This window comes from Streptomyces flaveolus, assembly GCF_044765825.1.
GTDB classification, from domain to species: Bacteria; Actinomycetota; Actinomycetes; order Streptomycetales; family Streptomycetaceae; genus Streptomyces; species Streptomyces flaveolus.
Window position 1 is genome coordinate 920,892 of sequence record NZ_JBIWKU010000001.1, and the last position, 24,334, is coordinate 945,225.

20 protein-coding genes and 1 tRNA gene are annotated in these 24,334 nt (G+C 74.9%); 12 read left to right on the top strand and 9 right to left on the bottom strand.

The window, feature by feature from the left end; all coding sequences use genetic code 11:
* The first annotated feature begins 281 nt into the window (after positions 1-281).
* Positions 282-1,724 carry a hypothetical protein gene (locus ACIRG6_RS04065; protein WP_364674686.1) on the top strand — a complete coding sequence of 481 codons (1,443 nt, stop codon included), beginning with the start codon at positions 282-284 and terminating at the stop codon, positions 1,722-1,724.
* 342 nt (positions 1,725-2,066) lie between these two features.
* Here the strand turns inward: ACIRG6_RS04065 and ACIRG6_RS04070 are convergent, their stop codons facing one another.
* Complete coding sequence (locus ACIRG6_RS04070; RefSeq protein ID WP_364674688.1) at positions 2,067-2,669, bottom strand: histidine phosphatase family protein; 603 nt, start codon at positions 2,667-2,669, stop codon at positions 2,067-2,069.
* Between the two features lie 193 nt (positions 2,670-2,862).
* Here ACIRG6_RS04070 and ACIRG6_RS04075 point away from each other — a divergent pair, with 193 nt between their 5' ends.
* The 7 genes from ACIRG6_RS04075 (at position 2,863) to ACIRG6_RS04105 (ending at position 9,374) form a co-directional block, all read left to right on the top strand.
* Complete coding sequence (locus ACIRG6_RS04075; protein WP_403320577.1) at positions 2,863-3,816, top strand: phosphatase PAP2 family protein; 954 nt, start codon at positions 2,863-2,865, stop codon at positions 3,814-3,816.
* Complete coding sequence (locus tag ACIRG6_RS04080; RefSeq protein ID WP_403320579.1) at positions 3,713-4,915, top strand: hypothetical protein; 1,203 nt, start codon at positions 3,713-3,715, stop codon at positions 4,913-4,915. The genes ACIRG6_RS04075 and ACIRG6_RS04080 overlap by 104 nt, the downstream gene beginning before the upstream one ends.
* A complete protein-coding gene (locus ACIRG6_RS04085) occupies positions 4,906-6,513 on the top strand; it encodes a hypothetical protein (RefSeq protein ID WP_364819434.1) in 1,608 nt (535 codons plus the stop codon). Before ACIRG6_RS04080 ends, ACIRG6_RS04085 begins: the two co-directional genes overlap by 10 nt.
* The gene (locus ACIRG6_RS04090) at positions 6,510-7,871 is read left to right on the top strand and encodes an AAA domain-containing protein (protein WP_403320581.1); all 1,362 of its coding nucleotides are present in this window, start codon (positions 6,510-6,512) and stop codon (positions 7,869-7,871) included. Before ACIRG6_RS04085 ends, ACIRG6_RS04090 begins: the two co-directional genes overlap by 4 nt.
* A 339-nt stretch (positions 7,872-8,210) precedes the next feature.
* A complete protein-coding gene (locus ACIRG6_RS04095; RefSeq protein ID WP_350720513.1) occupies positions 8,211-8,582 on the top strand; it encodes a hypothetical protein in 372 nt (123 codons plus the stop codon).
* A gap of 143 nt (positions 8,583-8,725) precedes the next feature.
* A complete protein-coding gene (locus tag ACIRG6_RS04100; protein ID WP_364674699.1) occupies positions 8,726-9,310 on the top strand; it encodes a bifunctional DNA primase/polymerase in 585 nt (194 codons plus the stop codon).
* Positions 9,301-9,374, top strand: a tRNA-Lys gene (locus ACIRG6_RS04105). Before ACIRG6_RS04100 ends, ACIRG6_RS04105 begins: the two co-directional genes overlap by 10 nt.
* Before the next feature lie 68 nt (positions 9,375-9,442).
* On the opposite strand, the gene ACIRG6_RS04110 is transcribed toward ACIRG6_RS04105, so the two are convergent.
* Positions 9,443-10,801, bottom strand: coding sequence for a M6 family metalloprotease domain-containing protein (locus ACIRG6_RS04110; protein WP_364819438.1), 1,359 nt, complete (start codon positions 10,799-10,801; stop codon positions 9,443-9,445).
* A gap of 301 nt (positions 10,802-11,102) precedes the next feature.
* Between ACIRG6_RS04110 and ACIRG6_RS04115 the strand changes: the two genes are divergently transcribed.
* Entirely contained in the window at positions 11,103-12,965 is a 1,863-nt protein-coding gene (locus ACIRG6_RS04115) for a putative bifunctional diguanylate cyclase/phosphodiesterase (RefSeq protein ID WP_364674704.1), read from the top strand.
* On the opposite strand, the gene ACIRG6_RS04120 is transcribed toward ACIRG6_RS04115, so the two are convergent.
* Positions 12,941-14,041, bottom strand: coding sequence for an LLM class flavin-dependent oxidoreductase (locus tag ACIRG6_RS04120; protein WP_239766435.1), 1,101 nt, complete (start codon positions 14,039-14,041; stop codon positions 12,941-12,943). The genes ACIRG6_RS04115 and ACIRG6_RS04120 overlap by 25 nt on opposite strands.
* Before the next feature lie 62 nt (positions 14,042-14,103).
* Positions 14,104-15,006, bottom strand: coding sequence for a LysR family transcriptional regulator (locus tag ACIRG6_RS04125; protein WP_403320585.1), 903 nt, complete (start codon positions 15,004-15,006; stop codon positions 14,104-14,106).
* A 96-nt stretch (positions 15,007-15,102) separates the two neighbouring features.
* On the opposite strand from ACIRG6_RS04125, the gene ACIRG6_RS04130 reads away from it, so the two are divergent.
* Positions 15,103-15,468 carry a YybH family protein gene (locus ACIRG6_RS04130; protein WP_364674708.1) on the top strand — a complete coding sequence of 122 codons (366 nt, stop codon included), beginning with the start codon at positions 15,103-15,105 and terminating at the stop codon, positions 15,466-15,468.
* Between the two features lie 21 nt (positions 15,469-15,489).
* Here the strand turns inward: ACIRG6_RS04130 and ACIRG6_RS04135 are convergent, their stop codons facing one another.
* Positions 15,490-17,361, bottom strand: coding sequence for an SMI1/KNR4 family protein (locus ACIRG6_RS04135; protein ID WP_403320588.1), 1,872 nt, complete (start codon positions 17,359-17,361; stop codon positions 15,490-15,492).
* 37 nt (positions 17,362-17,398) lie between these two features.
* The gene (locus ACIRG6_RS04140) at positions 17,399-17,842 is read right to left on the bottom strand and encodes a pyridoxamine 5'-phosphate oxidase family protein (protein ID WP_403320590.1); all 444 of its coding nucleotides are present in this window, start codon (positions 17,840-17,842) and stop codon (positions 17,399-17,401) included.
* Between the two features lie 132 nt (positions 17,843-17,974).
* Between ACIRG6_RS04140 and ACIRG6_RS04145 the strand changes: the two genes are divergently transcribed.
* Entirely contained in the window at positions 17,975-20,857 is a 2,883-nt protein-coding gene (locus ACIRG6_RS04145; RefSeq protein ID WP_403320593.1) for an ATP-binding protein, read from the top strand.
* Between the two features lie 136 nt (positions 20,858-20,993).
* Here the strand turns inward: ACIRG6_RS04145 and ACIRG6_RS04150 are convergent, their stop codons facing one another.
* From ACIRG6_RS04150 to ACIRG6_RS04160, 3 genes are all read right to left on the bottom strand, one after another.
* Positions 20,994-21,446 carry an iron chaperone gene (locus tag ACIRG6_RS04150; protein WP_364674717.1) on the bottom strand — a complete coding sequence of 151 codons (453 nt, stop codon included), beginning with the start codon at positions 21,444-21,446 and terminating at the stop codon, positions 20,994-20,996.
* Positions 21,447-21,601: 155 nt separating this feature from the next.
* Positions 21,602-22,333, bottom strand: a complete 732-nt coding sequence (locus ACIRG6_RS04155) for a maleate cis-trans isomerase family protein (protein ID WP_364674720.1) — start codon at positions 22,331-22,333, stop codon at positions 21,602-21,604.
* On the bottom strand, positions 22,330-23,166 hold the full coding sequence (locus tag ACIRG6_RS04160; RefSeq protein WP_403320596.1) for a maleate cis-trans isomerase family protein: 837 nt from the start codon (positions 23,164-23,166) through the stop codon (positions 22,330-22,332). Before ACIRG6_RS04160 ends, ACIRG6_RS04155 begins: the two co-directional genes overlap by 4 nt.
* A 219-nt stretch (positions 23,167-23,385) precedes the next feature.
* Here ACIRG6_RS04160 and ACIRG6_RS04165 point away from each other — a divergent pair, with 219 nt between their 5' ends.
* Positions 23,386-24,333 carry a D-2-hydroxyacid dehydrogenase gene (locus ACIRG6_RS04165; protein ID WP_403320597.1) on the top strand — a complete coding sequence of 316 codons (948 nt, stop codon included), beginning with the start codon at positions 23,386-23,388 and terminating at the stop codon, positions 24,331-24,333.
* Position 24,334: the final 1 nt, after the last annotated feature.

Below are 24,334 nucleotides of genomic sequence, written 5' to 3' on the forward strand. Positions count from 1 at the left end.
GGAACTCCTCCTTGGACGAGCGGGTCGGGAGTCGGGGGCCTCCCGGTCCACAGGGTCCAACGCCGCGGAACGTCAACAGCTACGGCACAAGTCCGCCGCAAAGGATGGCACTTCATGGCAGATCCCGGACGACTTATCCGGTTTGTTGCGAAACACCGCGTGGCGGTTCCGTCACAGCCGGTACGTTCTTGCTCGCCGGAAACGGGGTGGCAAACGGGAAAAACCCCGCAACTCACACCTTTTCCGGCGTGGTTCGACGGTTCGCACGAGAGGACCCGGCCATGGCGTCGTCAACGGTGACCTCCGCCCAGCCCGACCGGCCATCGCGGCCGAACCTCGTCTTCCGGCGCCTGCGCGGACAGCGCTCGCCGGCCGAGTTCGCGGCGGCGGTGCGCCGTGCCGCGCGCGAGATCGGCGAGCGGGTCAGCTGTGACGCGCGCTACATCGGCCGCGTGGAGGCGGGCGAGATCCGCTGCCCCAACTACGCGTACGAGCGGGTGTTCCTGCACATGTTCCCCGGTCGCACGCTCACCGATCTGGGGTTCGCTCCCCGCTCGTCCGTACGCGGGCGCCGGGCGCGCACGGAGGAGGACGCGCCGCCGGCGCACCTCGACCGGCCGCCGTGTGCCAGGAGTGAGACAGGTGGCGCGGGTGAGCCGTATGACACGCACAACCCGTACGACACGCACGACGACGACAACGAGGAGAGCGACGTGCTGCGTCGCGCATTCATGACGAGCGGCACCACCGTGGCCGCCGTCTCGCTGGGCCCCCTGGGGTTCGTCACCGATGCCCTGGCGGCGCCGCGCGGTGTGCGCCGGGCCGGGAGGAGTGACGCGGGTGCCCTGGAAGAGGCCGTCCGCCGGATCCGGCTGCTCGACGACCGGCACGGCGCCGACGGCCTCTACCGGCGCGCGGCGGCCCCACTGCGCGCCGCGTACGCGCTGCTGGACGCCGGTGCGACCCGGCAGGCGACGGCGGACCGGCTCTGTTCGGGCGCCGGGGAACTGGCCATCTCGGTGGGCTGGCTGGCGCACGACTCGGGGCGCTTCGACGACGCGCGCTCCCACTACGCCGAGGCCCTCGCCACCGCCCGGATGACCGGCGACGAGGGTCTGGAGGCGCACGCCTTCTGCAACACGGCGTTCCTGGCCCGGGACACCGGCCGGCCGCGCGAGGCGGTACGTGCGGCGCAGGCCGCGCAGCGTGCCGCCCGTCCGCTGGGGTCGCCGCGGCTGATGTCCCTGCTGGCGCTGCGCGAGGCGGGCGGCTGGGCGGGGCTGGCGGACCGCGTCGGCTGCGAGCAGGCGCTGACCCGTGCGCAGGCCCTCTTCCAGCGGGGCCCCTCGGAGGCCGACCCCGAGTGGATGAGCTTCTACGGAGAGGCCGAGCTGGAGGGGCTGGAGGCGCAGTGCTGGTCCACGCTCGGCGACTGGCCCCGGGCGGCCGGCCACGCGCGCCGGGCGGCGGAACTGCAGGACCCGCACTTCACGCGGAACCTCGCGCTGTACTCGGCGGAACTGGCCGACGACCTGGCACGCGGCGGACGGCCCGACGAGGCGGCCGGGGCGGGGATGCGGGTGCTGGACCTGCTGGGCGAGGTCCAGTCGTCGCGGATCCGGACGATGCTGGCGGGGACGGCGCGGGTGCTGCTGCCGCATCGGCGGGCGTCGGGGGTGTCGGCGTTCCTGGACCGGCATGCGTCGTTGCCACGGACGGCCTGACCGGCCGGGGGGGCGTGGGTGCGCTGCTCGGCGGCCCGGTGTTGTGGGGTGCCCCGGCGCTGGGGCCGGCCGGGTGACCGGCACTGGCCACCGGCACTGGCCGGGTGCCTCCCCCACTCTCGGCTTCTCCTCCACGCTCGGCTGCGCTCGCGCGGTGGGGGACCCCATGAGCGGGGGACCCCCACCGCCCACCCGTGCCGCCCCTGGGGGTACCTCCCAGGCCGTTCAGGCACTGGGGGCCGGCGAAGCCCGCAGCTGGCGCGGCGAGGCCCGTAGCTGGGGCGGCGAGGCCGCGGCTGTGCGCGGTGAGGGTCGGAGCTGTGCCGCGGGTGCACGCGGGGGTTACGACTGGTCGGTCAGGTGGCCGAGGTCGTTCCAGGATTCGATGGCCGGGTCGCCGTAGGCCCAGCCCAGGATCGACAGTGAGGTCGGGTTCAGGCGGATGCGGGACGCGAAGTCCAGGGGCAGGCCCAGCCAGCGGGCGCCTATCGACCGCAGGATGTGTCCGTGGGCGAAGACCAGGACGTCGCGGTCGGCCTCCCGCGCCCACGCGACCACCTCGTCCGCGCGCGCGGTGACGTCGGCCAGGCTCTCGCCCTCCGGGACCCCGTCCCGCCAGATCAGCCAGCCGGGCCGGACCGCCTGGATCTCGTCCGGCGTCATGCCCTCGTACGCCCCGTAGTCCCACTCCATGAGCGTGTCCCAGGTGCGGGCGCGCTCGCCGAAGCCGGCGATCTCGCAGGTCTCGTGGGCCCGGGACAGGGGGCTGGTGCGCACCTCGACGCCGGGCAGGCCGTCCAGGGGCGCCCGGTGCAGCCGCTCGCCGAGCAGCTTGGCGCCGCGCCGGCCCTCCTCCAGGAGCGGCACATCGGTCCTGCCGGTGTGCTTGCCGGACAGCGACCACTCGGTCTGTCCGTGCCGGGCCAGCAGGATGCGCGGTGCCATGGAGGGGCCTTTCCGGGACGAATGTCGGAGGGGACCCCTCCATCATCGCGCACCCCGCACCCGGGCAACCCGGGGGGACATCCCGGCGTCTATCAGGGCCGGGGGCGCTCCACGGGGAGGGCCCACGGACGCCGTAGAGTGGCACGCCCGGCGCCGTCGGGCACGCGCGAGAAGAAGGGGGAGGGCGATCGGATTGCCGCACACCGAGACACCGGGCACCGAGGCGGCCCCGCAGACTCGGCTTCGCTGGTGGACCGAGCTCCCGCTGATCGTCCTCGTGTACGCCTGCTACTCCGCGGGCCGCCTCCTGGTGCGCGGTGACGTCTCGGACGCCGTGGACCACGGGCTGGCACTCCTGCACGTCGAGAAGGTGCTCTTCCTCAACGCCGAGCACCCGCTGAACCGTCTCTTCACCCGCGAACCGTGGCTCGGCGTCCCGGCCGACTTCTGGTACGCGTCGCTGCACTACGTCGTCACCCCGGCGATCCTGGTCTGGCTGTTCCGCTCCCGCGCCGTGCGTTACCGGGCCGCCCGCACCTGGCTGATGACGTCCACGTTCATCGGACTGATCGGCTTCACGCTGCTGCCGACCTGCCCGCCCCGGCTGCTGGACGCGAGCCACGGGTTCGTCGACACGATGGCCCAGTACAGCTCGTACGGCTGGTGGGGCGGCGAGGCGAGCGCGCCGCGCGGTCTGGGCGGGATGACCAACCAGTACGCGGCCATGCCCAGCCTGCACGTGGGCTGGGCGCTGTGGTGCGGCGTGATCCTGTGGCGCCACGGCGGCACGCGCACGGCGAAGGTGGCCGGTGTCGTCTACCCGCTGGTGACGACGATCGTGGTGATGGGCACCGCGAACCACTACTTCCTCGACGCGGTGGCGGGCGCCGCCGTGATGGGCGCGGGATTCCTGCTGGCGCCGTTCGTGATGCGGGTCGCGGACCGGACGCGGACCCGGATCACCGACCGGTTCACTTCCGCCCCGCAGGGCTCCGGCGTCGCAGATTCCCCCATTGTCAGTGGCGGATGCCAGACTTCCGCGGGTGAGCGATTTCCACGGCAGCGCGAGCAGCGGCTCGCAGCGGGAGCCGAGCCGGACGCCTCCTCCACGGACGCGGGGGACGAGACTCCGGCACCGGCTCGCTGAGCTGCGCGGTCCCGACGTACCGGCGAAGGCGCTGGACGCCCGGGCCCTGGCCGCCCTCGCGGCCAACCCGGGGTGCAGGCGGCGCGCGATCCTCGACGGCGCCGGGGTCGACAAGGGCTCGCTGGCGAGCGCGCTCGGTTCGCCGTCGGTCTTCGGACAGTCGCAGTTCGCGTTCACCCGGGGCAACGCCTTCGAGGCGCGGGTCAAGGCGGACGGCGGGGCCGAGCTGCTGCGGCTCGTGCACGAGAAGCTGGACCGGGGCGCCGAGCCGCCCGCCGGGGCGCAGACGCCCGACCTGTCGGCGACCGGCCCCGAGGGCCGCGCCGCGCGCACCTCGCTGGCGCTGCGGGAGGCGACCCGGGCGTCCGGCACCTGGACGCTCCTGGACCACCCGATGCTGGCCCTGGACGTCGCCGGCTCCCCCGCCTTCCTGGAGCCGGACGCGGTGGTGGTCCACCCGGACGGCACCTGGACGGTCGTCGAGATCAAGTCCTTCCCGATGCTGGACGGCTCCGCGGACCCGGCGAAGGTGGGCGCCGCCGCCCGGCAGGCCGCGGTGTACGTGCTGGCGCTGGAGGAGGCCGCCGCCCGCCTGGACCCCGCACCGCGCGTGCGGCACCGGATCCTCCTGGTCTGCCCCAAGGACTTCTCCAACCTGCCCACCGCGTCCGCCGTCGACGTGCGCAAGCAGCGCGCGGTGACCGGCCGCCAGCTGGCCCGCCTCACCCGTATCGAGGAGATCGCCGACACGCTCCCCGAGGGCGTCTGCTTCTCCCCCGGGCTGCCCGCCGACGAGCTGACGGCCGCGGTCGAGGCGGTCCCGGCGACGTACGCGCCCGAGTGCCTGTCCGCGTGCGAGCTGGCTTTCCACTGCCGTGCCCGGTCCCGTGAGGCCGGCGCGGTGACCTCGCTGGGCCGCCCGGTGCGGGCCGAGCTCGGCGGGCTGTCGACGGTGGACGACGTGCTGGCGGCGGCGCGCGGGGAGGCCGGCGACCCGGCCGACCCGGCGGTGGCCGCGCTGCGCCGGGCGGCCCGCTTGCGGGCCGAGGCGCTGGCGTCGGTGGGCGGCGGGGCGGGCGAGGTGGCCGCGTGTCGCTGATCACCACGCTCGCCCGGCTCGAGGCGGTGCGCAGCGGCCGTGCGCAGCCCGCCGCCACCGTCCGGCACCGCCACCTGTCCGACCGCCCCCTCGTCTTCGTGCCGCTGATCACCGCGGGTGAGGCGGGCGCCCCGCTGGGAGCGCTGGTCGGCACCGAACGGGAGGCGCCGCACCTGCTGGTCGTTCCGCAGCCCCGCGACCGCGACCTGCGCTTCGCGTTCCTGGCCGAGCTGGCCGGCATCGTGCTGCCGCACGTCGAGGCGTACGCCGACGGCGTCGAGGCCGCCGAGCGCACCGAGACCGACCCGGAGACCGGCAAGCGGGTCAAGGTCGAGGTCGACCTGTGCGCGGACGCGGCGCAGCTGATCGTTCCCAGCCGCGCCGGCATCGACTTCGTACGGCTGCTCGGCCGGTCCATGCGCTTTCGGCGTACGGCGGAGCAGGACCCGGAGACGCCGCATCCGGCGCCGCCGAGGGTGCCGCTGCTCGGCAGGTGGCTGACCCACTACGGCGAGCGGGCGCGGGTGCCCGGCTCCTCCCTCCTCCTCGCCATGACCGACCTGCTGGGACGGCACTGGGCGACGGGGCAGTCGAGCCTGGAGGACCAGCACCTGGGGGCGCTGCTGGCGTGGATCGCCCCGCCCGACGAGTGGCCGACCGGCGCCGAGGCCGCGCGCCACGCGGAACTCGCCCGCGACGCCGACGGCCAGCTGCGGTGCCCGCCCGCGGGCCCGGCGACCGACCCGGCCTTCGACAACAAGCTGCTCGCGCCCGCCATCGAGCGCTACGACCGCGCCCGTACCGCGCTCGCCGCCGCCGAGGACGGGCTGGAGGCCGACGACCGGCTGGGCGCGCTGACCGCCGCCGAGCGGGAGATCCGCGATCTGGTGGAGAGCCGTACGCGGCCCACCTGGGACGCGGTGTGGCGGGGCCTGGACCTGCTGCGGGAGCTGCCCGCCGGGGCGCACGTCGAGGACCGGTGGACGCGGGACCGCTGGTCGTTCACCTCGCACCGCGACCGCGTCCTCGCCGGCGAGCCCCCGCAGCCGCGCCGGGACGACGCGGTGACGGCGGCGAACAAGCTCGCCACGCGCGAGCGCGAGCAGGCCCGGCTGGAGGCGCAGGAGGCGCTGGACGATCCACTGGTGATGGCGGGGCGGCGGCTGGCCGGGGAGGCGTTCGCGGGCGAGGTCGTGGACGTGGTCATGGCGTACAGCGAGAGCAAGCGGCCCAGTCCGCGCCCGCTGGTCACGGTCCGCACGGACGACCGGCCGCACCTGGGCGAGCGGGTGAAGGTGTACCGGTCGCTGGGCGGCAAGCCGCAGGCGGCGGAGTACGTCGGGCCGGCCGGGCAGGACGAGGAGGGCGTGCTGGTGCTGCGCATCGTCGACAAGATGGGCCGCGGCAAGGAGCCCGAGGCCGGGTCGGTACCGGAGAAGGGCGACCTGGTCTGCTTCACCCTCTTCGAGCACGAGCAGCGGGGCGGGGCGAAGCTGCCCGACCCGGAGCAGACCCCGTGGACGCACGGCGGGCCGCCCGGTGAGTCGGCCGCCGTACCCGAGCCCGCCGACGCCCAGACCGCGGAGGACGTCCTGTGACCGCCGAGGCCACCACCGCCCCCGTCGGGGCCGCCTTCGACCCGGGCGCCGAGGCCGCCCGCGCCACCGCGGCGATCCTTGACGACACCCTGCACGGCACGGAGCGCGGTGTCGTCGTGGACTCCCCGCCCGGCGCCGGCAAGTCGACGCTCGTGGTGCGGGCGGCGCTGGAGCTGGCGAAGGCCGGACGTCCGCTGATGGTGGTCGCGCAGACCAACGCCCAGGTGGACGACCTGGTGCTGCGGCTCGCCGAGAAGAACCCGGACCTTCCGGTGGGACGCCTGCACAGCAGCGACGCCGATCCGTACGACAAGGCGCTCGACGACCTGGCGAACGTCCGCAAGTCGGCGAAGGCCGCGGATCTCGCCGGGCAGGCGGTGGTCCTGTCCACCGCCGCGAAGTGGGCGCACGTGACGGTGGACGAGCCGTGGCGGCACGCGATCGTCGACGAGGCGTACCAGATGCGTTCCGACTCGCTGCTGGCCGTGGCCGGGCTGTTCGAGCGGGCGCTGTTCGTGGGCGACCCGGGTCAGCTCGACCCGTTCGCGACGGTGGGCAGCGAGCAGTGGGCGGGGCTGTCGTACGACCCGTCGGCCTCCGCGGTGACGACACTGCTCGCCCACAACCCGGGCCTGCCGCAGCACCGGCTGCCGGTGTCGTGGCGGCTCCCGGCGTCGGCGGCGCCGCTGGTGTCGGCGGCGTTCTACCCGTACACGCCGTTCCGCAGCGGCACGGGCCACGGTGACCGGCGGCTGGCCTTCGCGGTGCCGTCGGACGGCTCGGGGCCCGACCGGGTCATCGACGAGGCCGCCGCCTCGGGCTGGGGCCTGCTGGAGCTGCCGGCCCGGCACACGCCGCGCACGGACCCGGAGGCGGTGCGTGCGGTGGCGGCGGTGGTGAGCCGGCTGCTCGACCGCGGGGGCGCGGCGGTCTCCGAGCGCTCGCCGGACCCCGCCCCGCTGACCGCCGGCCGCATCGCCGTGGGCACCGCGCACCGGGACCAGGCGGCGGCGGTCCGGGCGGCACTGGCCGAACTCGGGGTGCGGGACGTGACGGTGGACACGGCGAACCGGCTCCAGGGCCGGGAGTACGACGTGACGGTCGTCCTGCACCCACTCTCCGGCCGCCCCGACGCGACCGCCTTCCACCTGGAGACGGGCCGCCTGTGCGTCCTGGCCTCCCGGCACCGGCACGCGTGCATCGTGGTGTGCCGCGCGGGGGTGGACGCCCTGCTGGACGACTACCCGTCGACGGAGCCGGTCCAGCTGGGAACGCTGGTGAAGTTCCCGGACGGCTGGGAGGCGAACCACGCCGTCCTCGCCCACCTCGCGGAACACCGCGTCCCCTGGCAACCCTGACCCGCCGGGCGCTCAGCCCGACCCGCCGGACGGAGTCCGGCACGCCGCCGGAGGCGGCCGACGGATACAGCCCGGACGGCTGGGAGGCGAACCACGCGGTCCTCGCCCACCTCGCGGAACACCGCGTCCCCTGGCAACCCTGACCCGCCGGGCCGGCGGCCAGCGCGACGCCCACGCCGGAGGGAGTGCCGGCCGCACAGGTGTCCCGCGAGCGTCTGCGTCCTTCGCGGGGTCGAGGCCCACTTGCATGGGCGCGGGACAATGGACGGTGGCCCACTCCAACGAGGGTGCCCCCGCTCTCGGGGGAGGGTCGTTCGTGACGTACGAGAAGGAGAAGACATGGCGGAGCCCACGCCGGGTCGGAACCAACCGCGGCTGCGCCCCGCGCCCCTGCTCTTCGAGCCCGCGGAGGCGGCCGCCGATCCCGAGCACTTCTTCGACCTCGAGTCGATCGACGACCCCCGGGCGCTGCTGGACCGCGCGACGGAGCTGACGCAGGCGTTCCGGGCCGCGGCGGACCGGGCGGTGGAGTTCCAGGCGATGGCGGCGGCGCAGTTGGCGGACCCGCGGAAGTTCGACCGGCTGACGGCCGCGGACATCGCCGACCGGGCCGAGTGGACCGAGGACTACGCCCACAAGATGGTGGAGTTCGGGCGGGATCTGCTGCGCGGCGTCGAGGGCCGCGGCCCGGGGCACGTCGACCCGGTGTGACCGCGGCGCCGGAACCCGCGCGTCCGTTCGACCAGCCCGGACGCATATGCCAGGCGGGCAAGATACCGGCTCCCCCTCCCCGGCGTCCCGGTTTCCCGCAACTGAGCGGAGTGGCTCCCTCACACCCGGTAGACGTAAGGAGCATGAGCAGCACACCGAATGTCTCGGACGTCACCTCGGACGGCGCCGCCTGGCTGGCCTCGGCGGGTGCCTACCCGCGCAGCACCCTCGCCCTGTGGGGGGAGCGGCCGGACGCCCCGGTCGTCCTGCCCTGCGGCTCGGCCTTCGACGTGGTGAGCGTCCCCACGGTCTTCGGGCGCCGGATGCTGGACCGGATGTGGGACGAGGGCCCGGGGTCGGGGCCCGTGGCCGAGTTCCGGGGCCGGATGCTGCTGTTCGCCGCGCCGGGCACCGCCCAGCGGCTGCCCTCGCTGCTGGAGTGGGAGGAGTGGAGCGCGCGGGGCCGGCAGGGCGGCCGTACCGTCGCCGTGCCGCCGCTGCTGTGCCACGGCGCCGGGGACGCGGTGACCGTCCCGGCCCTCACCGGCGCGTCCCCGCGTTCCGGTTCCCGCTGGCTGGTGGCCCCCGACACCCGTCTGCCGTGGCTGCCGGGCCCGGAGATCCTGCTCTGGGCGGCCGTCCGGGCGGCCCGGACCGCGGTACGGATTTCGATTTTTCCCTCCGCCGACCAGGATGCTAAGGTCTACGACGTCAGCAGGCGCCGCTAGCTCAGTTGGTTAGAGCAGCTGACTCTTAATCAGCGGGTCCGGGGTTCGAGTCCCTGGCGGCGCACCGACACCGGAAGGCCCCTCGTGAGAGCGAGGGGCCTTCCGCGTATCCGTCTCCACCCACCGTCGGCCCTACCCGGGCGTGATCTTCACCGTCCACGCCCCCGACGCGGTCCGCCCCTCCACCTCGATCCGTACGCCGTCCCCCGGCACCGTGAAGCTCTCGCCGAGGCCCACCGGGGCGTCCGCGAGCGGTGGGTAGACCGAGTTCTCCCAGCAGGCCTCCGTGTGCGGGTGGGCGTCGATCACCTCGACCGGCCCGCCCCCGGACGCCGCCCCGCCGCGCACCCGGTACACCAGCACCCCCGCGCGGCAGGCGGCGGCGTCGTTGCCCACCGGCCCCCGCGCCTCGAAGGCGAGCGCGCTGTCGGCACCGGTACGGACCACGGCCAGCTTGGTGCCCCGCCCGAGGCCGAAGGCCGGCGCTCCGGCGGCCCCCGTCACCACCACGCCCGGTCCCGCGCCGAGCGGCTCCAGGGTCAGCCGGGTCGGTCCGCTGCCGCGGACGCACGCCACCTGCCGGGGCCGCAGCCAGCCCAGCTTCCACCTGTGCCAGCCGAACAGGTCGGGGGCCAGCCCGAACTGACTGCCCATCAGGTCCCAGTCGCCGACGTACGTGTCCCAGTCGCCCTTGCCGTCGGCGGGCCGGTGGTACAGGTCGGGCAGGTCGAAGACGTGCCCGGTCTCGTGGGCCAGCACCAGCCGGTCCGGCGGATGGTTCTCGAACACCGTGACGACCCGCCGGACGTCGGTGCCGTCGGCCCGCATCGGGGAGTCCAGGTTGACGACCTTCGTGGCGTCGGAGTCGACGCCGGGGGCGTCCGGGTCGGCGACGAAGTAGACGATGTCGTAGCGGGAGAAGTCCACGTGCGGATCGGCGGCGGCGAGCGCGTCGCGCAGGTAGGCCGCCCGGCGCCCGGGACTCCAGTCGCGCCGTATGTGGTACGCCGTCGACGGTTTCGGCATGGGGATCCAGTCCCGCAGGGGGTGCGGGCGCAGCGTGAACGCGCCGTAGGAGGCGCGCCGGAAGAAGCGGGACGTGGCCGGGAAGTGGTCGGCGGCCAGTTCGGCCGGTGCGGTCAGCGGCCGGGAGTCCGGGAAGGACAGGAACACCATCACGGCGTCCAGCGTGCGGGCCGGGCGCGGATAGGCGGCATTCCAGGTGTCCAGGCCCTCCGAGTGGTGGGCCACGGTGCGCCGGAGCGCGCAGGGCTCCGGGGAGAAGGGCTCGGCGGCCGAGGGGGCGGTGATCAGGGAGGTCGCGGCGAGCGCCGACATCGTGGTGCACACCGCGGCCGTGCTGCGCAGCCTGGGCCGGGCCGTCTCCACCACCCGGCGACCCGCGCCGAGGCCCTTGAGGGCCTCGCGGGGAAGTCGCCACAGGGGGCGCTGGCGCGGCACATCGACCTCCGGATGCGGTTCGCGGGACACCGCACCCAGCTTGTGCATATTTGTCGTACTGCGCCCTGTTCGTCTGCACCGGATGGGTGAGCCGTTCGAGATCGCGCCGGAGTGCGCCGGAGCCGACACCCCGGACCATGCACGGAACGTCACGACTGGTCGGAGGCTTGACGAAGCCGTCCAGACGTGAGCAGAAACGATCACCCGGGGGGCTCACTCGGTCCCGAAAGCGGATCGACGGCTGGAAGGGCCCGGGGCCAGCCTCTATGATCGGCACACTTTCCTGCACGGACACAGACGGACCGAGATCGAGGCACTGCGGGAGCAAGCGGTGAACGGAACCTCCGAAGGGCCGGCGCCCGCGGCAGACCTCGACCGGTCGGCCGTCACGGACAGTGACATCGACCTGGCTGCACGTACGGGGCCCCCGACCTATCGCGAGGTGTTCACGGCCGCCCCGCTCGCGATGGCCGTCGTGGACCCCGAGGGCCTGGTCGTCAGCGCCAACGACACGCTGGGCACACTGCTCGGCACCGACCCCGACGCCCTGGCCGGCTGCGCGGCGGCCGACCTGGTCGACCTCGCGTCCGACGCGGGCACCTGGCACGCGTACCGCGAGGTGCTGGGCGGCCGGCAGCCCCGGCTGCGCTGCACCCGGCGCCTGAAGCGGGCCGACGGCCACTCCCTGTGGGTCCAGGTCACCGTGGCACCGCTGGCCGGGGACACGCCCGGTCTGCTGCTCTCGGTCTCCGACATCAGCGCCCGGCGCGAACTCCAGGCCCGGCTGCGCCACCTCCAGATGCACGACCCGGTGACCCGGCTGCCCAACCGCGCCCTGTTCTTCGAGCGGCTGACGGCCGCGCTGGAGGCGGAGTCGTACGAGCCGGGCGGCACCGGCCGGGTCGGCCTGTGCTACCTGGACCTGGACGGTTTCAAGGCCGTCAACGACACCCTCGGACACCGCGTCGGCGACCGGCTGCTGGCCGCCGTCGCCGAGCGGCTCACGCGCTGCGCCGAGGAGGCCGCCGGCACGCGGGCCGGCGTGCCGCTGGTGGCCCGCCTGGGCGGCGACGAGTTCGCCCTGCTGGTGGAGGACTCCACGGGCACCGACCAGCTCGCCGACCTCGCCGAGTCCTTGCTGGCCGCCCTCCAGGAGCCGTTCGAGCTCTCCGGCCGCCGTCTGTCGGTCACCGCGTCGGTCGGTGTGGTCGAGCGGCACACCGCCGGGACGACGCCCACCGCCCTGATGCAGGCGGCCGACACGACCCTGTACTGGGCCAAGGCCGACGGCCGGGCCCGCTGGACACTGTTCGACCCCGAGCGCAACGCCAGCCGCATGACCCGCCAGGCCCTCGCCGCCACGCTCCGCCCGGCCATCGACCGCGGCGAGTTCGCCCTCGAGTACCAGCCGCTGGTGGGCATGGACGACGGCCGGGTGCGGGGCGTCGAGGCGCTCATCCGCTGGAATCATCCTCAGTTCGGCGTACTTGCGCCGAATCGGTTCATCGCACTGGCGGAGGAGGACGGCTCGATCGTCCCGCTGGGCCGCTGGATCCTGCGCACCGCCTGCCGGCAGGCCCGTCGCTGGCAGCTCGACCACCCCGACGAGCCGCCCATCTTCGTCAGCGTCAACGTGGCGGTCCGCCAGGTCTGGGACTCCGACCTGGTGGCGGACGTGGCGGCGGCGCTGGAGGAGACGGGCCTCGCCCCGCACCTGCTCCAGCTGGAGCTGACGGAGTCCGCGGTGATGGGCTCGGCGGGCCGGCCGCTCCAGGTGCTGAAGGCGCTGAGCGACATGGGCGTCCACATCGCCATCGACGACTTCGGCACCGGCTACTCGAACCTGGCCTACCTCAGCCGGCTGCCGGTGTCGGTGCTGAAACTGGACGGCGCCTTCGTCCGGGGCTTCCAGTACGCCGGGGTCACCGACACCGGCGACGCGTCCGACGCCGCCACGGCGAACCCGGCCGACGAGGTCATCGTCGAGGCGATGGTCCAGCTCGCCCACCGGCTCGGCCTGACCGTCACCGCCGAGTGCGTGGAGACCTCGGACCAGGCGAGCCGGCTGCGGCGCATCGGCTGCGACACCGGCCAGGGCTGGCTGTACTCCCGGCCGGTGGCGCCGGACCGCATCTCCGCGCTGCTGGGCTCCTCGGGGACGCCCGGGGTTCAGGCAGGCGCCGGCAGGCCGTAGGCGTCGGCGATCAGTTCGTAGGAGCGCAGGCGTACGTCGCCGCCGTGGGCGTTGGCGGTGAGCATCAGCTCGTCGGCGCCGGTGCGCTTCTGGAGGTCGTCCAGGCCGGAGCGGACCTCGTCGGCGGTGCCGTGGATGACGTTGGCGTTCCAGGACGCCACGAACTCCCGCTCCATCGGGCTGAAGTCGTACGCCTCCGCCTCCTCCGGCGTCGGCACCAGCCCGGGGCGCCCGGTGCGCAGCCGGACCATGTTCAGCGCGGCGGCCAGCACCTGCCGGCGGGCCTCCTTCTCGTCGTCGGTGGCGAGCGCGGCGACGCCGATGAGGGCGTACGGCGCGTCCAGCACGGCCGACGGGCGGAAGGACTCGCGGTACAGGTCCAGGGCCGGGACGGTGTTCTGCGCGGAGAAGTGGTGCGCGAAGGCGAAGGGCAGCCCCAGGGTGCCGGCCAGCCGGGCGCTGAAGCCGGAGGAGCCCAGCAGCCACACCGGCGGCCGGTGCGGGGACTGGACGCCACCGGGGGACGTGGCCTGGACGGGACCCGGCACGGCGTGGATCCGGCGGTACGGGTGGCCGTCGGGGAAGTCGTCGTCCAGGAACCGGATCAGCTCGGCGAGCTGCTGCGGGAAGTCGTCGGCGCCTTCGTTCAGCCGGTCGGTGCGGCGCAGTGCGGCGGCCGTCGCCCCGTCGGTGCCGGGCGCCCGGCCGAGGCCGAGGTCGACGCGTCCCGGCGCCATGGCCTCCAGCGTGCCGAACTGCTCCGCGATCACCAGGGGCGCGTGGTTCGGCAGCATGACGCCACCCGAGCCGAGCCGGATCCGGCCGGTGTGTGCGGCGAGGTGCGCGAGGATCACGGCGGGCGAGGAGGAGGCCACGCCCGGCATCGAGTGGTGCTCGGCCACCCAGTACCGGTGGTAGCCGCGGTTCTCCGCGAGGCGGGCGATGTCCACGCTGGTCCGCAGCGCGTCGGTGGCGGTGCGGCCCGCGCCGACGGTCACCAGGTCCAGTACGGAGAGGGGGACGGGTGCGGTGCCGTGGGCGGTGCCCCGGATCTCCTCTGCGGCGTCTGCGGCCATGGTGGGGTGCCTCCTGTTGTCGTGCCGGGTCACTGCGCGGGCTAACAGGAGAGTGCCTCCGGTTATTCCCCGGAAGGGCGCCGGTACTGACCTTCGAAGGCCGATCGGCAGTGCGCGAGCAGCTCGCGCACCGCGGGTCCTGCCGTGCTCGCCCAGATCAGGGCGAGCACCCCCGGCGTCTCCACGTCCTCGATGGTGCGGGCGGTGAGGCGGTCGCGGTGGGCGGCGGCCATCGAGGCGCTGAGGACGGCGACGCCGAGCCCGCGGGCGGCCAGGCCGGCGATGGCGTCCGCGGCGCCGGCCTGCAGCGCGATCGCCGGCTGGAAGCCCTGCCCGGCGCACGCCTGGTCGAACACGGCGCGCAGGCCGGTGCCCGGCGGCATGCAGATGACCGGGTGGTCGGCCAGGTCGCGCAGCACGACCCGCCGCCGCTCCGCCAAGGGGTGCCCGGGCGGGACCGCCACGACGAGTCGTTCACTGATGATCGTCCGCGCTTCCAGGTCCCCGGGAGGGGCCGCCGCCGCTCCGACGAGGGCCAGATCGAGTGCGCCGGTGCGCACCCCGTCCGCGAGCCGGTCGGAACCGTCCTCCAGCAGGGAGAGCTCCACGCCCGGATGCGCCTCGTGGAAGGCCGCGAGGGCGTCGAACAGCGGGTCGAGGGTGCAGCCGACCACCATGCCGACGGCGAGCCGGCCCCGGATCAGGTCGGTCACCTCGCCCACCGCCTGGCCGACCGACCCGGCCGCGGCCAGTGCGGCGCGGGCGTGTTCGAGCGCGGCCTTCCCGGCGACGGTGAGGGTGACGGCGCGGGCCGACCGGTCGAACAGGTCGGCGCCGAGTTCCCGCTCCAGCCGGCGGATCTGGGCGCTGACGCCGGACTGGCTGATGTGCACCCGCTCGGCGGCGCGGGTGAAGTTCCGCTCCTCGGCGACCGCGACGAAGTACTCGAGCTGCCTCAGTTCCATAACCACAGATTCTAGTTTTGAGAAATACCATCTGTTGGACTTCTCGTGGCGGGGCGACGACGCTGGAAGGCACGAGAGACCGACGCAGGAGGAACCGTGCCGGAGTACGAGAAGGCCATGCGGCCCGAGGACATCACCCGTCTGTTCGTCGAGCGGTCCAACGCCGGTGACGCGGCCGGGGTCGCCGCACTGTACGAGGAGGACGCGGTGGTGGCCTACCCGCCCGGCGAGCGGACGGTGGGGCGGGAGGCGATCCGTGCGCTGTGGGAGAAGGTGCTGGCCAACGCTCCCCGCTTCGAGCCGGAACAGCCGCTGCCCACGCTGATCAGCGGCGACCTCGCCCTCACCTCGACCCCGCCGAAGGACGGGTCCGGGGCGCGGGCGCAGGTCGTACGGCGCCAGCCCGACGGAAGCTGGCTGCGCGTGCTCGACCAGCCCGAGTTCACCCCGCCCGCCCGCTGACGCCCGCGGCCTGCGCCGCCGTCACCCGAGGCGCGACCAGGCGAAGACGGCGTAACTCTCGCCCTCCCGGGGCGCCCTGCTCCACGAGCGGGTGGTGAAGCGGTGCAGGGCGCCGCCGGTGAGGGCGAAACGGGGCAGGGACAGGGCGAACTCGCGCTCCAGGGCGGCCAGCAGGCGCCGCTCGCCCGCCTCCCCGGTCACGCCCCCGAACAGCCGGGAGGGATCCAGGGGTTCGGGGATCTCTCCGCCCCGCTCGATCTCCTCGCCCCGCACCGTGAAGGCGAACAGCTCCCGGCCCCGTTCGGCCACCGACAGGTGCACCACCTGCTCCGTGTGCGGCCGGGCGGGCTGCGCCCAGAGCGTCACACAGCGGCCCCGCGCCGAGGCCGCCGCGGCGGGGGAGACGAAGAACCGGTCGGCCGCCACGGCCGCGGGGGCCACCTCGAAGCCGAACGCCCACCCGGACGCCGTCCGCCCCACGGAGAGCCGCGCCGGATCCTTCCAGAGGTCCGTGCTCCCCGGTCCCGGGGAGCGGTGCGCGGTGACGCGCTCCCAGGGCCCGACCGGCTGCGGACTCAGTCCCTCGCCGTCCGGCTCGCCGATCAGGGCGGGCAGGCCGGCCGGTTCGACGCCCTCCACCCACAGGCACCGGTAGCCGGCGCGTACGGGGTCCGGGGCGTCGTCGACCAGCCAGCGCAGTCCCGGCGGGTCCGCGTCGGGCGCGGGCTCCGGCGGCGGGCCGTCGCGGCCCGCGCGGGGCGTGGACAGCAGTTCCCGCCAGCGTTCGGGCGTGACCGCGCGTCCCAGGACGGAGTCGGCCGTCAGGCCCACCGGCGCCACCAGGTCCGGGCCCGGCGGCGACCAGGACGGCACGGCCGCCCGGATCGTCCGCCACGCCCCGTCCACGTCGCCCCAGCGTGCCGCCTCCCGGGCCTCGGCCACCGCCCGGCCGAACGCCCCGCCGGGCTCGTACCGGTAGGCACCCTCCTGGACCCGGGCGACGAGGTCGTCCGCCGCCGCCCGCATCCCGTCGTCGGTCTCGCAGCCGAGGGCGAGGGTCCCCAGGGACGCCCGGTACCGGTTGTCCTCCACGTGCGCCGCCGCCAGGACCGGCAGCAGTTCGCCGGTGTAGCGGGGGTCGGTCACCAGGCCGGCGAAGGCGAAGCGCAGGTTCACCGCCGGGCGGGTCGACAGCTGCCGCAGCAGCGCCGCGGCTCCCGGGCGGCCGAACGACCGTGCCTCGGCGAGCAGTTCACGGGCCGTCTCCCAGTTCCCGCGCAGCGCCTCCTCCCTGGCCCGCTCGACGTTGGCGTCCTGGGCGCGGGTGGTGTCGTTCTCGAACCCGGGCACGGAACCGGCCCGGTCCGCGTGGAACGAGCGGTACCGGGCCTCCATGTAGGCCCGGAAGGACGGGTAGCGGTCCGGGAACTCGCCGCTCCAGCCCTGGTACACGTACAGCGCCCATTCGCCGTCCGGGCCGACGTCCCCGGGGTCGAGCAGGGCGTGCGACATGTCCGACTCCGTCTCCAGCCGCAGCGCCCGCCGCCACATGCCGGCCATCAGCCGCTCCTCGTCGGTCGAGCGCTCGTCCAGGAACTCCTCGTAGGTCTCCGTGAGCCCGTACGGGTCCCCGAACCAGTCGATCTCCCGGGCGCCGCCCAGCCGGTACACCGACGCCGTGGCGTCCACCCACCAGCCGTCGGTGACGGCCAGGAACTCCCGGTACGAGGGCGGCAGTCGGGTGCCGAGCCGCCGCTCGGCCGCCGCGACGGCGTCCTTGGAGGCGGGCGGCTCCCCCAGCCGCTCCCGCTGGGTCCCGTGCTCGTCCGGAACCCATTCCGCCTGCCAACGCCCCAGGAATTCACACCAGTCGAAGCCGCCGTCCGTCGTCATGCCGGGCATCCTGTCACCCGGCACCGACAACGGAGCGTCAGTCCAGCCAGCGGCCGTCCCGCATCAGCTCGCGACCGGTCAGCTCGTTCTCCTGGCGCCAGGCCTGGACACGGCGCGGGACGATCCGGAACCACCGGTACGGCGTGGCCGACGCACGCGGGTCGAAACCGGTGCGCTCGGCGAACAGGCCGGCCCGCCGCGGCGGCGCGTCCAGGACCTCGACCTCGCCGTCGATCATGGTGACGTCCCGGGTGTGCCCCAGGGCCAGCCGGGCGACCCGGCCGGCGGCCAGGTTCCTGCCGGTGGGACTGTCCGCCGGGGTGGCCGCCAGCAGCGCCTCGCCGTCCCAGTCGAAGGACAGCGGTACGAGGTACGGGGCGCCGTCCGCCGACGCGCTGGCCACCCAGACGTCGACGTCGTGGGCGAGCCGGTGCTCGGTGTCCTCGCGGCGCTGGGCGCGGGAGCGGGGTTCGGCGCTCATGGTCACTCCTGTCGGTCGCGGGTCACGACCACCCGGTCCGGGCCGGGCGGGTCGCCGTGACCGGAGCCTCTCCCGGCCGGGGTGCGGGCCGCCTCCGTGCCCGCCACGGAAAGCGCCACGGATAATGGGCCGGTGACCGGTCAAGGGATATCGGCGCGGGAAGCGGAAGTTCTCGCGCTGCTCGGGGAGCACCTGAGCAACGCGGAGATGGCGGCCCGGCTGGTCCTCTCCGTACGCACCGTCGAGTCGCACGTCTCCTCGCTGCTGCGCAAGTTGCACCTGCCGGACCGGCGGGCGCTCGCCCGGCACGCGGCCGAGGCGGCCCGCGCCGAGCGGTCCCGCTCCGCACCGGCCCTGCCGGCGCCGTTGACGGCGTTCATCGGCCGGGTGCGGGAGCGGGGGGAACTCGCCGAGGCGGTGAAGGCGCACCGGCTGGTGACCGTGACCGGTCCGGGCGGGGTGGGCAAGACGCGTCTCGCGCTGGCCGTGGCGGCGGACATGGCCGGTGACTTCGCCGACGGGGTGTGGTTCGTCGACCTCGTTCCGGTCACCGAGCCGGACCGGGTGGGCGCGGCGGTCGCGGCGGCCGTGGGTGTGGGCGAGCAGCCGGGGCGCGGCGTCGACGACGCGGTGCTGGCCGCGCTGGCGGATCACCGGGCGCTGCTGGTGCTGGACAACTGCGAGCAGGTGCGCGACGGGGTGGCGCCGTTCCTGGAGCGGCTGCTCGCGGCCTGCCCGGGGCTGCGGGTGCTGGTGACGAGCCGGGCCCGGCTGATGGTGCCGTTCGAACGGGTCCTCCCGGTCCCGCCGCTGTCGCGGGACGGAGGGGACGCGTCGGAGGCGGTGGCGCTGTTCACGGACCGGGCCGCCGCCGTCGGGCAGCCGCCCGGCCCGGCGGTGAGCGACGGCGTCGTGGCCGTCTGCGAACGGCTCGGAGGCGTGGCGCTGGCGATCGAGCTGGCGGCGGCACGGTGGTCCACGCTGGGCCTGGACGGCCTGACGGCCGGTCTCTCCGACCCGCTGCGGATCCTCACCGGCGGGCCCCGCGCCGACGACCGGCACCGGTCGCTGCGGGCGGTACTGGACTGGAGCCACGACCTGCTGGCCCCGGGGGACCAGGCGCTGCTGCGCCGGGTGTCGGTGTTCGTCACCCCGTTCACCGCGGAGGCGGCCACGGAGGTCGCGGGGTTCACCACCGGTGCGTCCGCAGGAATCCCCGGATTCACCGCCGGAGCGGGCGCCGGGGTGACCGGGTGTATCGCCGACGCCGTCGGGTGCGTCCCGTCGGGCCCCGCCGCGGTCGTCGACGGACTCGGCAGGCTCGCTGAGCAGAGTCTGCTCGCCGTGACGCCCTCGGCGGCCGGTACCCGGTACCAGGCGCTGGAGACCATCCGCCAGTACGGGACCGAGCGGCTCGCCGAGGCCGGTGAGCTGACCGACGTGCGTGCCCGTCACCTGACCTGGTGCCTGGCCGCCGCGGCCGCCCTGGAGGACCCGTCGGGCGCGGACTGGCGGGCCCGTTTCGACGCACTGGCGGACGATCTCCGGGCCGCTCTCGCCTGGGCCTCCGGCCGGCCGGAGCGGCGGGCGGACGCCCACCGTCTCGCCCTGTCGCTGGCCGGGCTGGCCTTCTCCCGCACCCTGCTCGGCGAGGCTCAGCAGCGGTACGAGCAGGCGGCCGCCCTCGCCGGCGACGCCGCGGCTGCCGCGGCACTGCGGCAGGCCGCCGCGGTGGCCGGGTGCCGCAGGCTCGGTGACGACATGTACCGGCTGCACCGTGCCGCGGCTCAGGCCGCGCGCCGGGCCGGGGACCGCGCGGGTGCGTGCCGCGACCTGGCGGCGGCCGCCACCGTCGCCTACCGCTTCTCCACCCTGTTCACGCGGATTCCCCTCGTGGCGGAGGTGACGGCCCTCCTCGCCGAGGCGCGGGAACTGGCCGACGGCACCCCCGCGGCCGAGGCGGCCGTCGCGCTGGCCGAGGCGGCGGTGCTCTGCGACGCGTACGGCGCGCTCCAGGGCGCCGCGGAGAACACCGTGGACGACACCGTCGTACGCGCCGAACAGGCCGTCGCGCTCGCCCGGCGCACGGGTGACCCGGTGGCGGAGTCCGCCGCCCTGGACGCGCTGTCCGGCGCCCGGAGCTGGGCCGGTGACGCCTTCGCCGGCGCGGCGGCCGCCCGGCGCCGGGTCGGCATCCTGGCTTCCCTCGCGCCCGCCCCCGCCCGTACGCACGAGTCGATGGACGCCCTCGCCATGGCCGCCGGCACCGCCCTCGGCGTCGGTGCGCTGCCGGACGCCCGGCGGTGGGGCGGACAGCTCGCCGACCACCCGCTGCTGGCCGAGGCGGGTCACCACGCCACGGCCTGGCTGCTGGCCGCGGACGCGTTCGCGGGGCACGGCGACGAGGTGCTCGGCCGCAGTACGCGGTTCCTCGACGCCTGGGAGCACAGTGGCCGCCGGCCGTCGCTGTCCCTGGGCGCCGCGGCCGCGTCGGTCGCCATGGTGCACGGCCTGCGCGGCGAGCACGACGAACGGGCGTCCTGGCTGACGGTCGTCGACCAGGCGGACACGGCCCCGGAGCAGCACCGTCTCGGCTACGGCGCGGTCCTCGACGGCATGGTCCTGCTCCACCACGGGGACGCCGAGGCGGCCCTGGAGCGGCTCGCCCCGGACCCCGGTGAGGTGTGGAAGTGGGTGTGCTGGATCTGGCTGCACTGGTACGTGGCCCTCAGGGCGGAGGCGGCGGTGCTCGCCGGGCACCCGGAGGCCCGGGCCCGCGTCGAGGCCGCGCGGACGGCGGTCGCCGGGAACCCGGTCGCCACCGCCCAGGTGGACCGCGCCCGGGCGCTGCTCGACGGTGACCTGCCGGGGCAACTCGCCGCCGCGGCGGCCTTCGACGCGGCCGGCTGCCCCTACCAGTCGGCGCGCACCCTGCTGCTCGCCGGGGGTGAGCACGCCGCCGCCGGTGAGGCCGCGCTCGCCGGCCTGGGGCTGGCGGCCCGGCCCCGGCGATGACCGGCCGCGCGCTCCCGGCTCACCGCCCGCTTCCCCCCAGGGGGTGTCGTCGGGATCGGGCCGACTCCAGGCAACGGTGCCTTGCGACCGACCCGAGCCGGACCCCGCGACCCCGGCAAGGTCCACCCGACACCCCCTAGCTCACCGCCTGCTTCACCAGGGCCGCGATCCGCGCCTCCACCTCGGGCGTGACCTCGGTCAGGGCGAAGGCGGTCGGCCACATCGTGCCCTCGTCCAGCTTCGCCGGGTCGTTGAAGCCGAGCGTCGCGTAGCGCGCCGTGAACTTCGCCGCGCTCTGGAAGAAGCAGACGACCTTGCCGTCCAGCGCGTAGGCGGGCATCCCGTACCAGAGCTTCGGCGCGAGGTGCGGGGCGGTGGCCGTGACGACGGCGTGGACGCGCTCGGCCATGATCCGGTCGGAGTCCTGCATCTCGGCGATCTTCGCGAGCAGGTCCCGCTCGGCCTCCGCCGCCTTGTCCGCACGCGAGCCGCGGCGCGCCGCCTTCTTCTGCTCCTGGGCGTGCTCCTTCATCGCGGCCCGCTCGTCGGCCGTGAAACCCTCGTACGTGCTGTCGCCGGTGGCGGTCATGGTCACTCCCGTGGTCGTGGTGCACGATCGGCCGGTGTGCCGTGCCCGGCCCGACCGCTGTGATCACAGCCTCTCGCGGCCGCCCGCGCCCACGCCTCCGTGCTGACCACGGAAAGCGCCACTGAACCCGAACACGGGTCCGGTGGCGCCCCGTCTCACACCTGGATCACCGGCTCCCGCGTGAACAGCGCCCCGAGCTCCGGCGCGTTGACCCTCCGGTCGGCCAGCCGCAGCCCCTCCCAGACGGTGACCTGGTTGGCGGTGAGGACCGGCTTGCCCAGTTCCTTCTCCAGGACCGGGATGTGCGCCGCCGTGTGCAGGGCCGTGTCCGGGAGGAGGACCGCCTCCGCGTCCGGGCGGTCGGCGGAGCGGGCCAGCGCCAGCACCTCGGCCTCGGTCCAGGTGCCGACCTCCGCGGCCGTGATGATGCCGGAGCTGATGACGGCGACGGTCTCCACACCGGCGGTACGCAGGAAGTCCGCGAACAACTGGGCCACGTCTTCCGGGTACGTCGCGCCGATCGCGACCCGGCGCACCCCGAGCTCCTTCGCCGCGTGCACGAAGGCGAAGGAGGTGGAGGAGGCGGGCAGTCCCGCCGTCCGGGCCAGCGAGCGCACCTGCTCCTGGGCGCCGTCCCAGCCGTGCACGAAGCTGCCGCTGGTGCAGGCCCACACGACGGCGTCGGCGCCGGCCAGACGCAGTTCCGCCGTGCCCGCCTCGAGCCGCTGCGGCGAGCCCATCTCGCGCAGGGCGTCGACGCGGTGAGCGTCCTCGCCGATGTCGGTGTGCACCAGGTCCACTCGGATGTCGCTGCCCAGGAGCTGCTCGATGCGTGGGTAGTCGTCCTCGCCGGAGTGGCCCGGGTACAGGAATCCCAGTGCTGTCATGTCCACCCTTCCTGCTGCTGTTCCGTGCCAGGGACGTCCGGCGTCTCTGGCAGTACGGGGCCGGCCGGCCCCGGCACCGCGGGGCCGGTCCGCGCCGCCGGGTCGGTCAGCGTCTGGTACGGCCCCACGGCACGGGTACCCAGTCGGCGCAGCGCCGCCCACATCGTCACTTGGTTGGCCGAGATCACCGGCATCCGCAGCTCGGCCTCCAGCTGCGGGATGACGTCGTAGGTGGGGAGGTTGGTGCAGGAGATGAACAGCGCGTCGGCCGCCCCCGGACGCGGCACGGCCCGGCGTGCCATCTCGGCCACGTCCCGGTACGGGACCTTCCAGATGTGCCGGGTCAGTCCCATGAACGCGCAGCCGGTGACCGTGGCGCCCGCCTCGGCGACGTACGCCTCCAGCACCCGGGTCACCGACACGGTGTACGGCGTCACCAGCGCGACCCGGCGTACGCCCAGCTCGGTCAGCGTGTCCAGCAGCGCACCCGAGGTGGTGACGGACGGGACCGCGCCCGCCCAGGTCATCGCCTCGCACATCGCGCGCTCGCCGGCGATGCCGCCGACGAAGCTGCCGGAGGTGCAGGCGTAGGCGACGACCTCGGGGGCGATGGCGTTGAGGGTGCGCACGGCCTCGCCGAGCGTCTCGTGCTCGCTGACCATCCGGGCGAGGTCCAGGCCGACCTCGACGGGCACGTAGGGGGTCCGCGTCACGTGCAGCGAGACCTCGTCGGGCACCCACCGCCACAGCTCGCGATCGAGCGCGAAGTCGAACGGGGCGACCACGCCGACCCCGCGTTGCGGAGCTGGTCCGCCGAGAAAGGAGATGTCCATGGCACGCACCGGCCTCACGCTGAGGAAGGGGAGGGCAACGCACCGTACGCACGGCCGTGTTGACGAAGGTAGGTTCCGGTGCGAGCGTGGTCAATCCGCCCGCGTCACCAGTAGGTCAACAGCCGGTTAACTCCCCGTCGGCGTCCGGTTCGCCACGCGCCCCTCCGCCGCCGACACCCGACCGCCGTACCGCCCCCGCCTCCCGGAGACACGTCGCCGATGACCATGCCCACCCTCCTCGTCCTGGACGCCGAACCCCCGCCCCGGCTGGGCCGGCTGACCGGCCGGGTCCGGATCGAGCACGCGGACGAGTCGACCCTCGCCGAGCGGCTGCCGCACGCCGACGTGCTGCTCGTGTGGGACTTCCGGTCGCACGCCGTGCGCCGCGCCTGGCCCGGCGGCGGGCCGCGCCCGCGCTGGGTGCACACGGCGAGCGCGGGCGTCGACCACCTGATGTGCCCCGAGCTGGCCGGCTCGGACACGGTGGTGACGAACGCGCGCGGCGTCTTCGACGGGCCGATCGCCGAGTACGTCGCCGCCCTGGTGCTGGCGATGGCCAAGGACCTGCCCCGCACCCTGGAACTCCAGCGGGAGCGGACCTGGCGGCACCGCGAGTCGCTGCGGGTGGCCGGCACCCGTGCCTGCGTGGTCGGCTCCGGGCCGATCGGGCGGGCGATCGCCAGGACGCTGAAGGCCCTCGGGATCACCACCGCGCTGGTCGGCCGGGCCGCGCGGCCCGGGGTGCACGGCCCGGAGGACCTGGACCGGCTGCTGACCCGCGCCGACTGGGTGGTCGCCGCCGCGCCGCTCACCGACGACACCCGCGGCATGTTCGACGCCCGCCGGTTCGGCGTGATGCAGCCCTCCGCCCGCTTCGTCAACGTGGGGCGCGGACAGCTCGTCGTCGAGGGCGACCTCGCGAAGGCGCTGGCCGAGCGGTGGATCGCGGGCGCCGCGCTGGACGTCTTCGAGCACGAACCCCTCGGCCCCGACAGCCCGTTGTGGCAGGCCCCCGGACTGATCGTCTCCCCGCACATGAGCGGCGACACGGTCGGCTGGCGGGACGAACTGGGGGCCCAGTTCGTGGAGCTGTACGAGCTCTGGGCGGCGGGCGAGCCGCTGCCGAACGTGGTCGACAAGAAACGCGGATACGTACCCGGACACTGAC

Excerpts from the sequence above, each read along its gene's own strand:
- ACIRG6_RS04065 (WP_364674686.1), top strand. The coding sequence starts at position 282 with ATGGCGTCGTCAACGGTGACCTCCGCCCAGCCCGACCGGCCATCGCGG.
- ACIRG6_RS04070 (WP_364674688.1), bottom strand. The coding sequence starts at position 2,669 with ATGGCACCGCGCATCCTGCTGGCCCGGCACGGACAGACCGAGTGGTCG.
- ACIRG6_RS04095 (WP_350720513.1), top strand. The coding sequence starts at position 8,211 with ATGGCGGAGCCCACGCCGGGTCGGAACCAACCGCGGCTGCGCCCCGCG.
- ACIRG6_RS04100 (WP_364674699.1), top strand. The coding sequence starts at position 8,726 with ATGAGCAGCACACCGAATGTCTCGGACGTCACCTCGGACGGCGCCGCC.
- ACIRG6_RS04120 (WP_239766435.1), bottom strand. The coding sequence starts at position 14,041 with ATGGCCGCAGACGCCGCAGAGGAGATCCGGGGCACCGCCCACGGCACC.
- ACIRG6_RS04125 (WP_403320585.1), bottom strand. The coding sequence starts at position 15,006 with ATGGAACTGAGGCAGCTCGAGTACTTCGTCGCGGTCGCCGAGGAGCGG.
- ACIRG6_RS04135 (WP_403320588.1), bottom strand. The coding sequence starts at position 17,361 with ATGACGACGGACGGCGGCTTCGACTGGTGTGAATTCCTGGGGCGTTGG.
- ACIRG6_RS04140 (WP_403320590.1), bottom strand. The coding sequence starts at position 17,842 with ATGAGCGCCGAACCCCGCTCCCGCGCCCAGCGCCGCGAGGACACCGAG.
- ACIRG6_RS04150 (WP_364674717.1), bottom strand. The coding sequence starts at position 21,446 with ATGACCGCCACCGGCGACAGCACGTACGAGGGTTTCACGGCCGACGAG.
- ACIRG6_RS04155 (WP_364674720.1), bottom strand. The coding sequence starts at position 22,333 with ATGACAGCACTGGGATTCCTGTACCCGGGCCACTCCGGCGAGGACGAC.
- ACIRG6_RS04160 (WP_403320596.1), bottom strand. The coding sequence starts at position 23,166 with ATGGACATCTCCTTTCTCGGCGGACCAGCTCCGCAACGCGGGGTCGGC.
- ACIRG6_RS04165 (WP_403320597.1), top strand. The coding sequence starts at position 23,386 with ATGACCATGCCCACCCTCCTCGTCCTGGACGCCGAACCCCCGCCCCGG.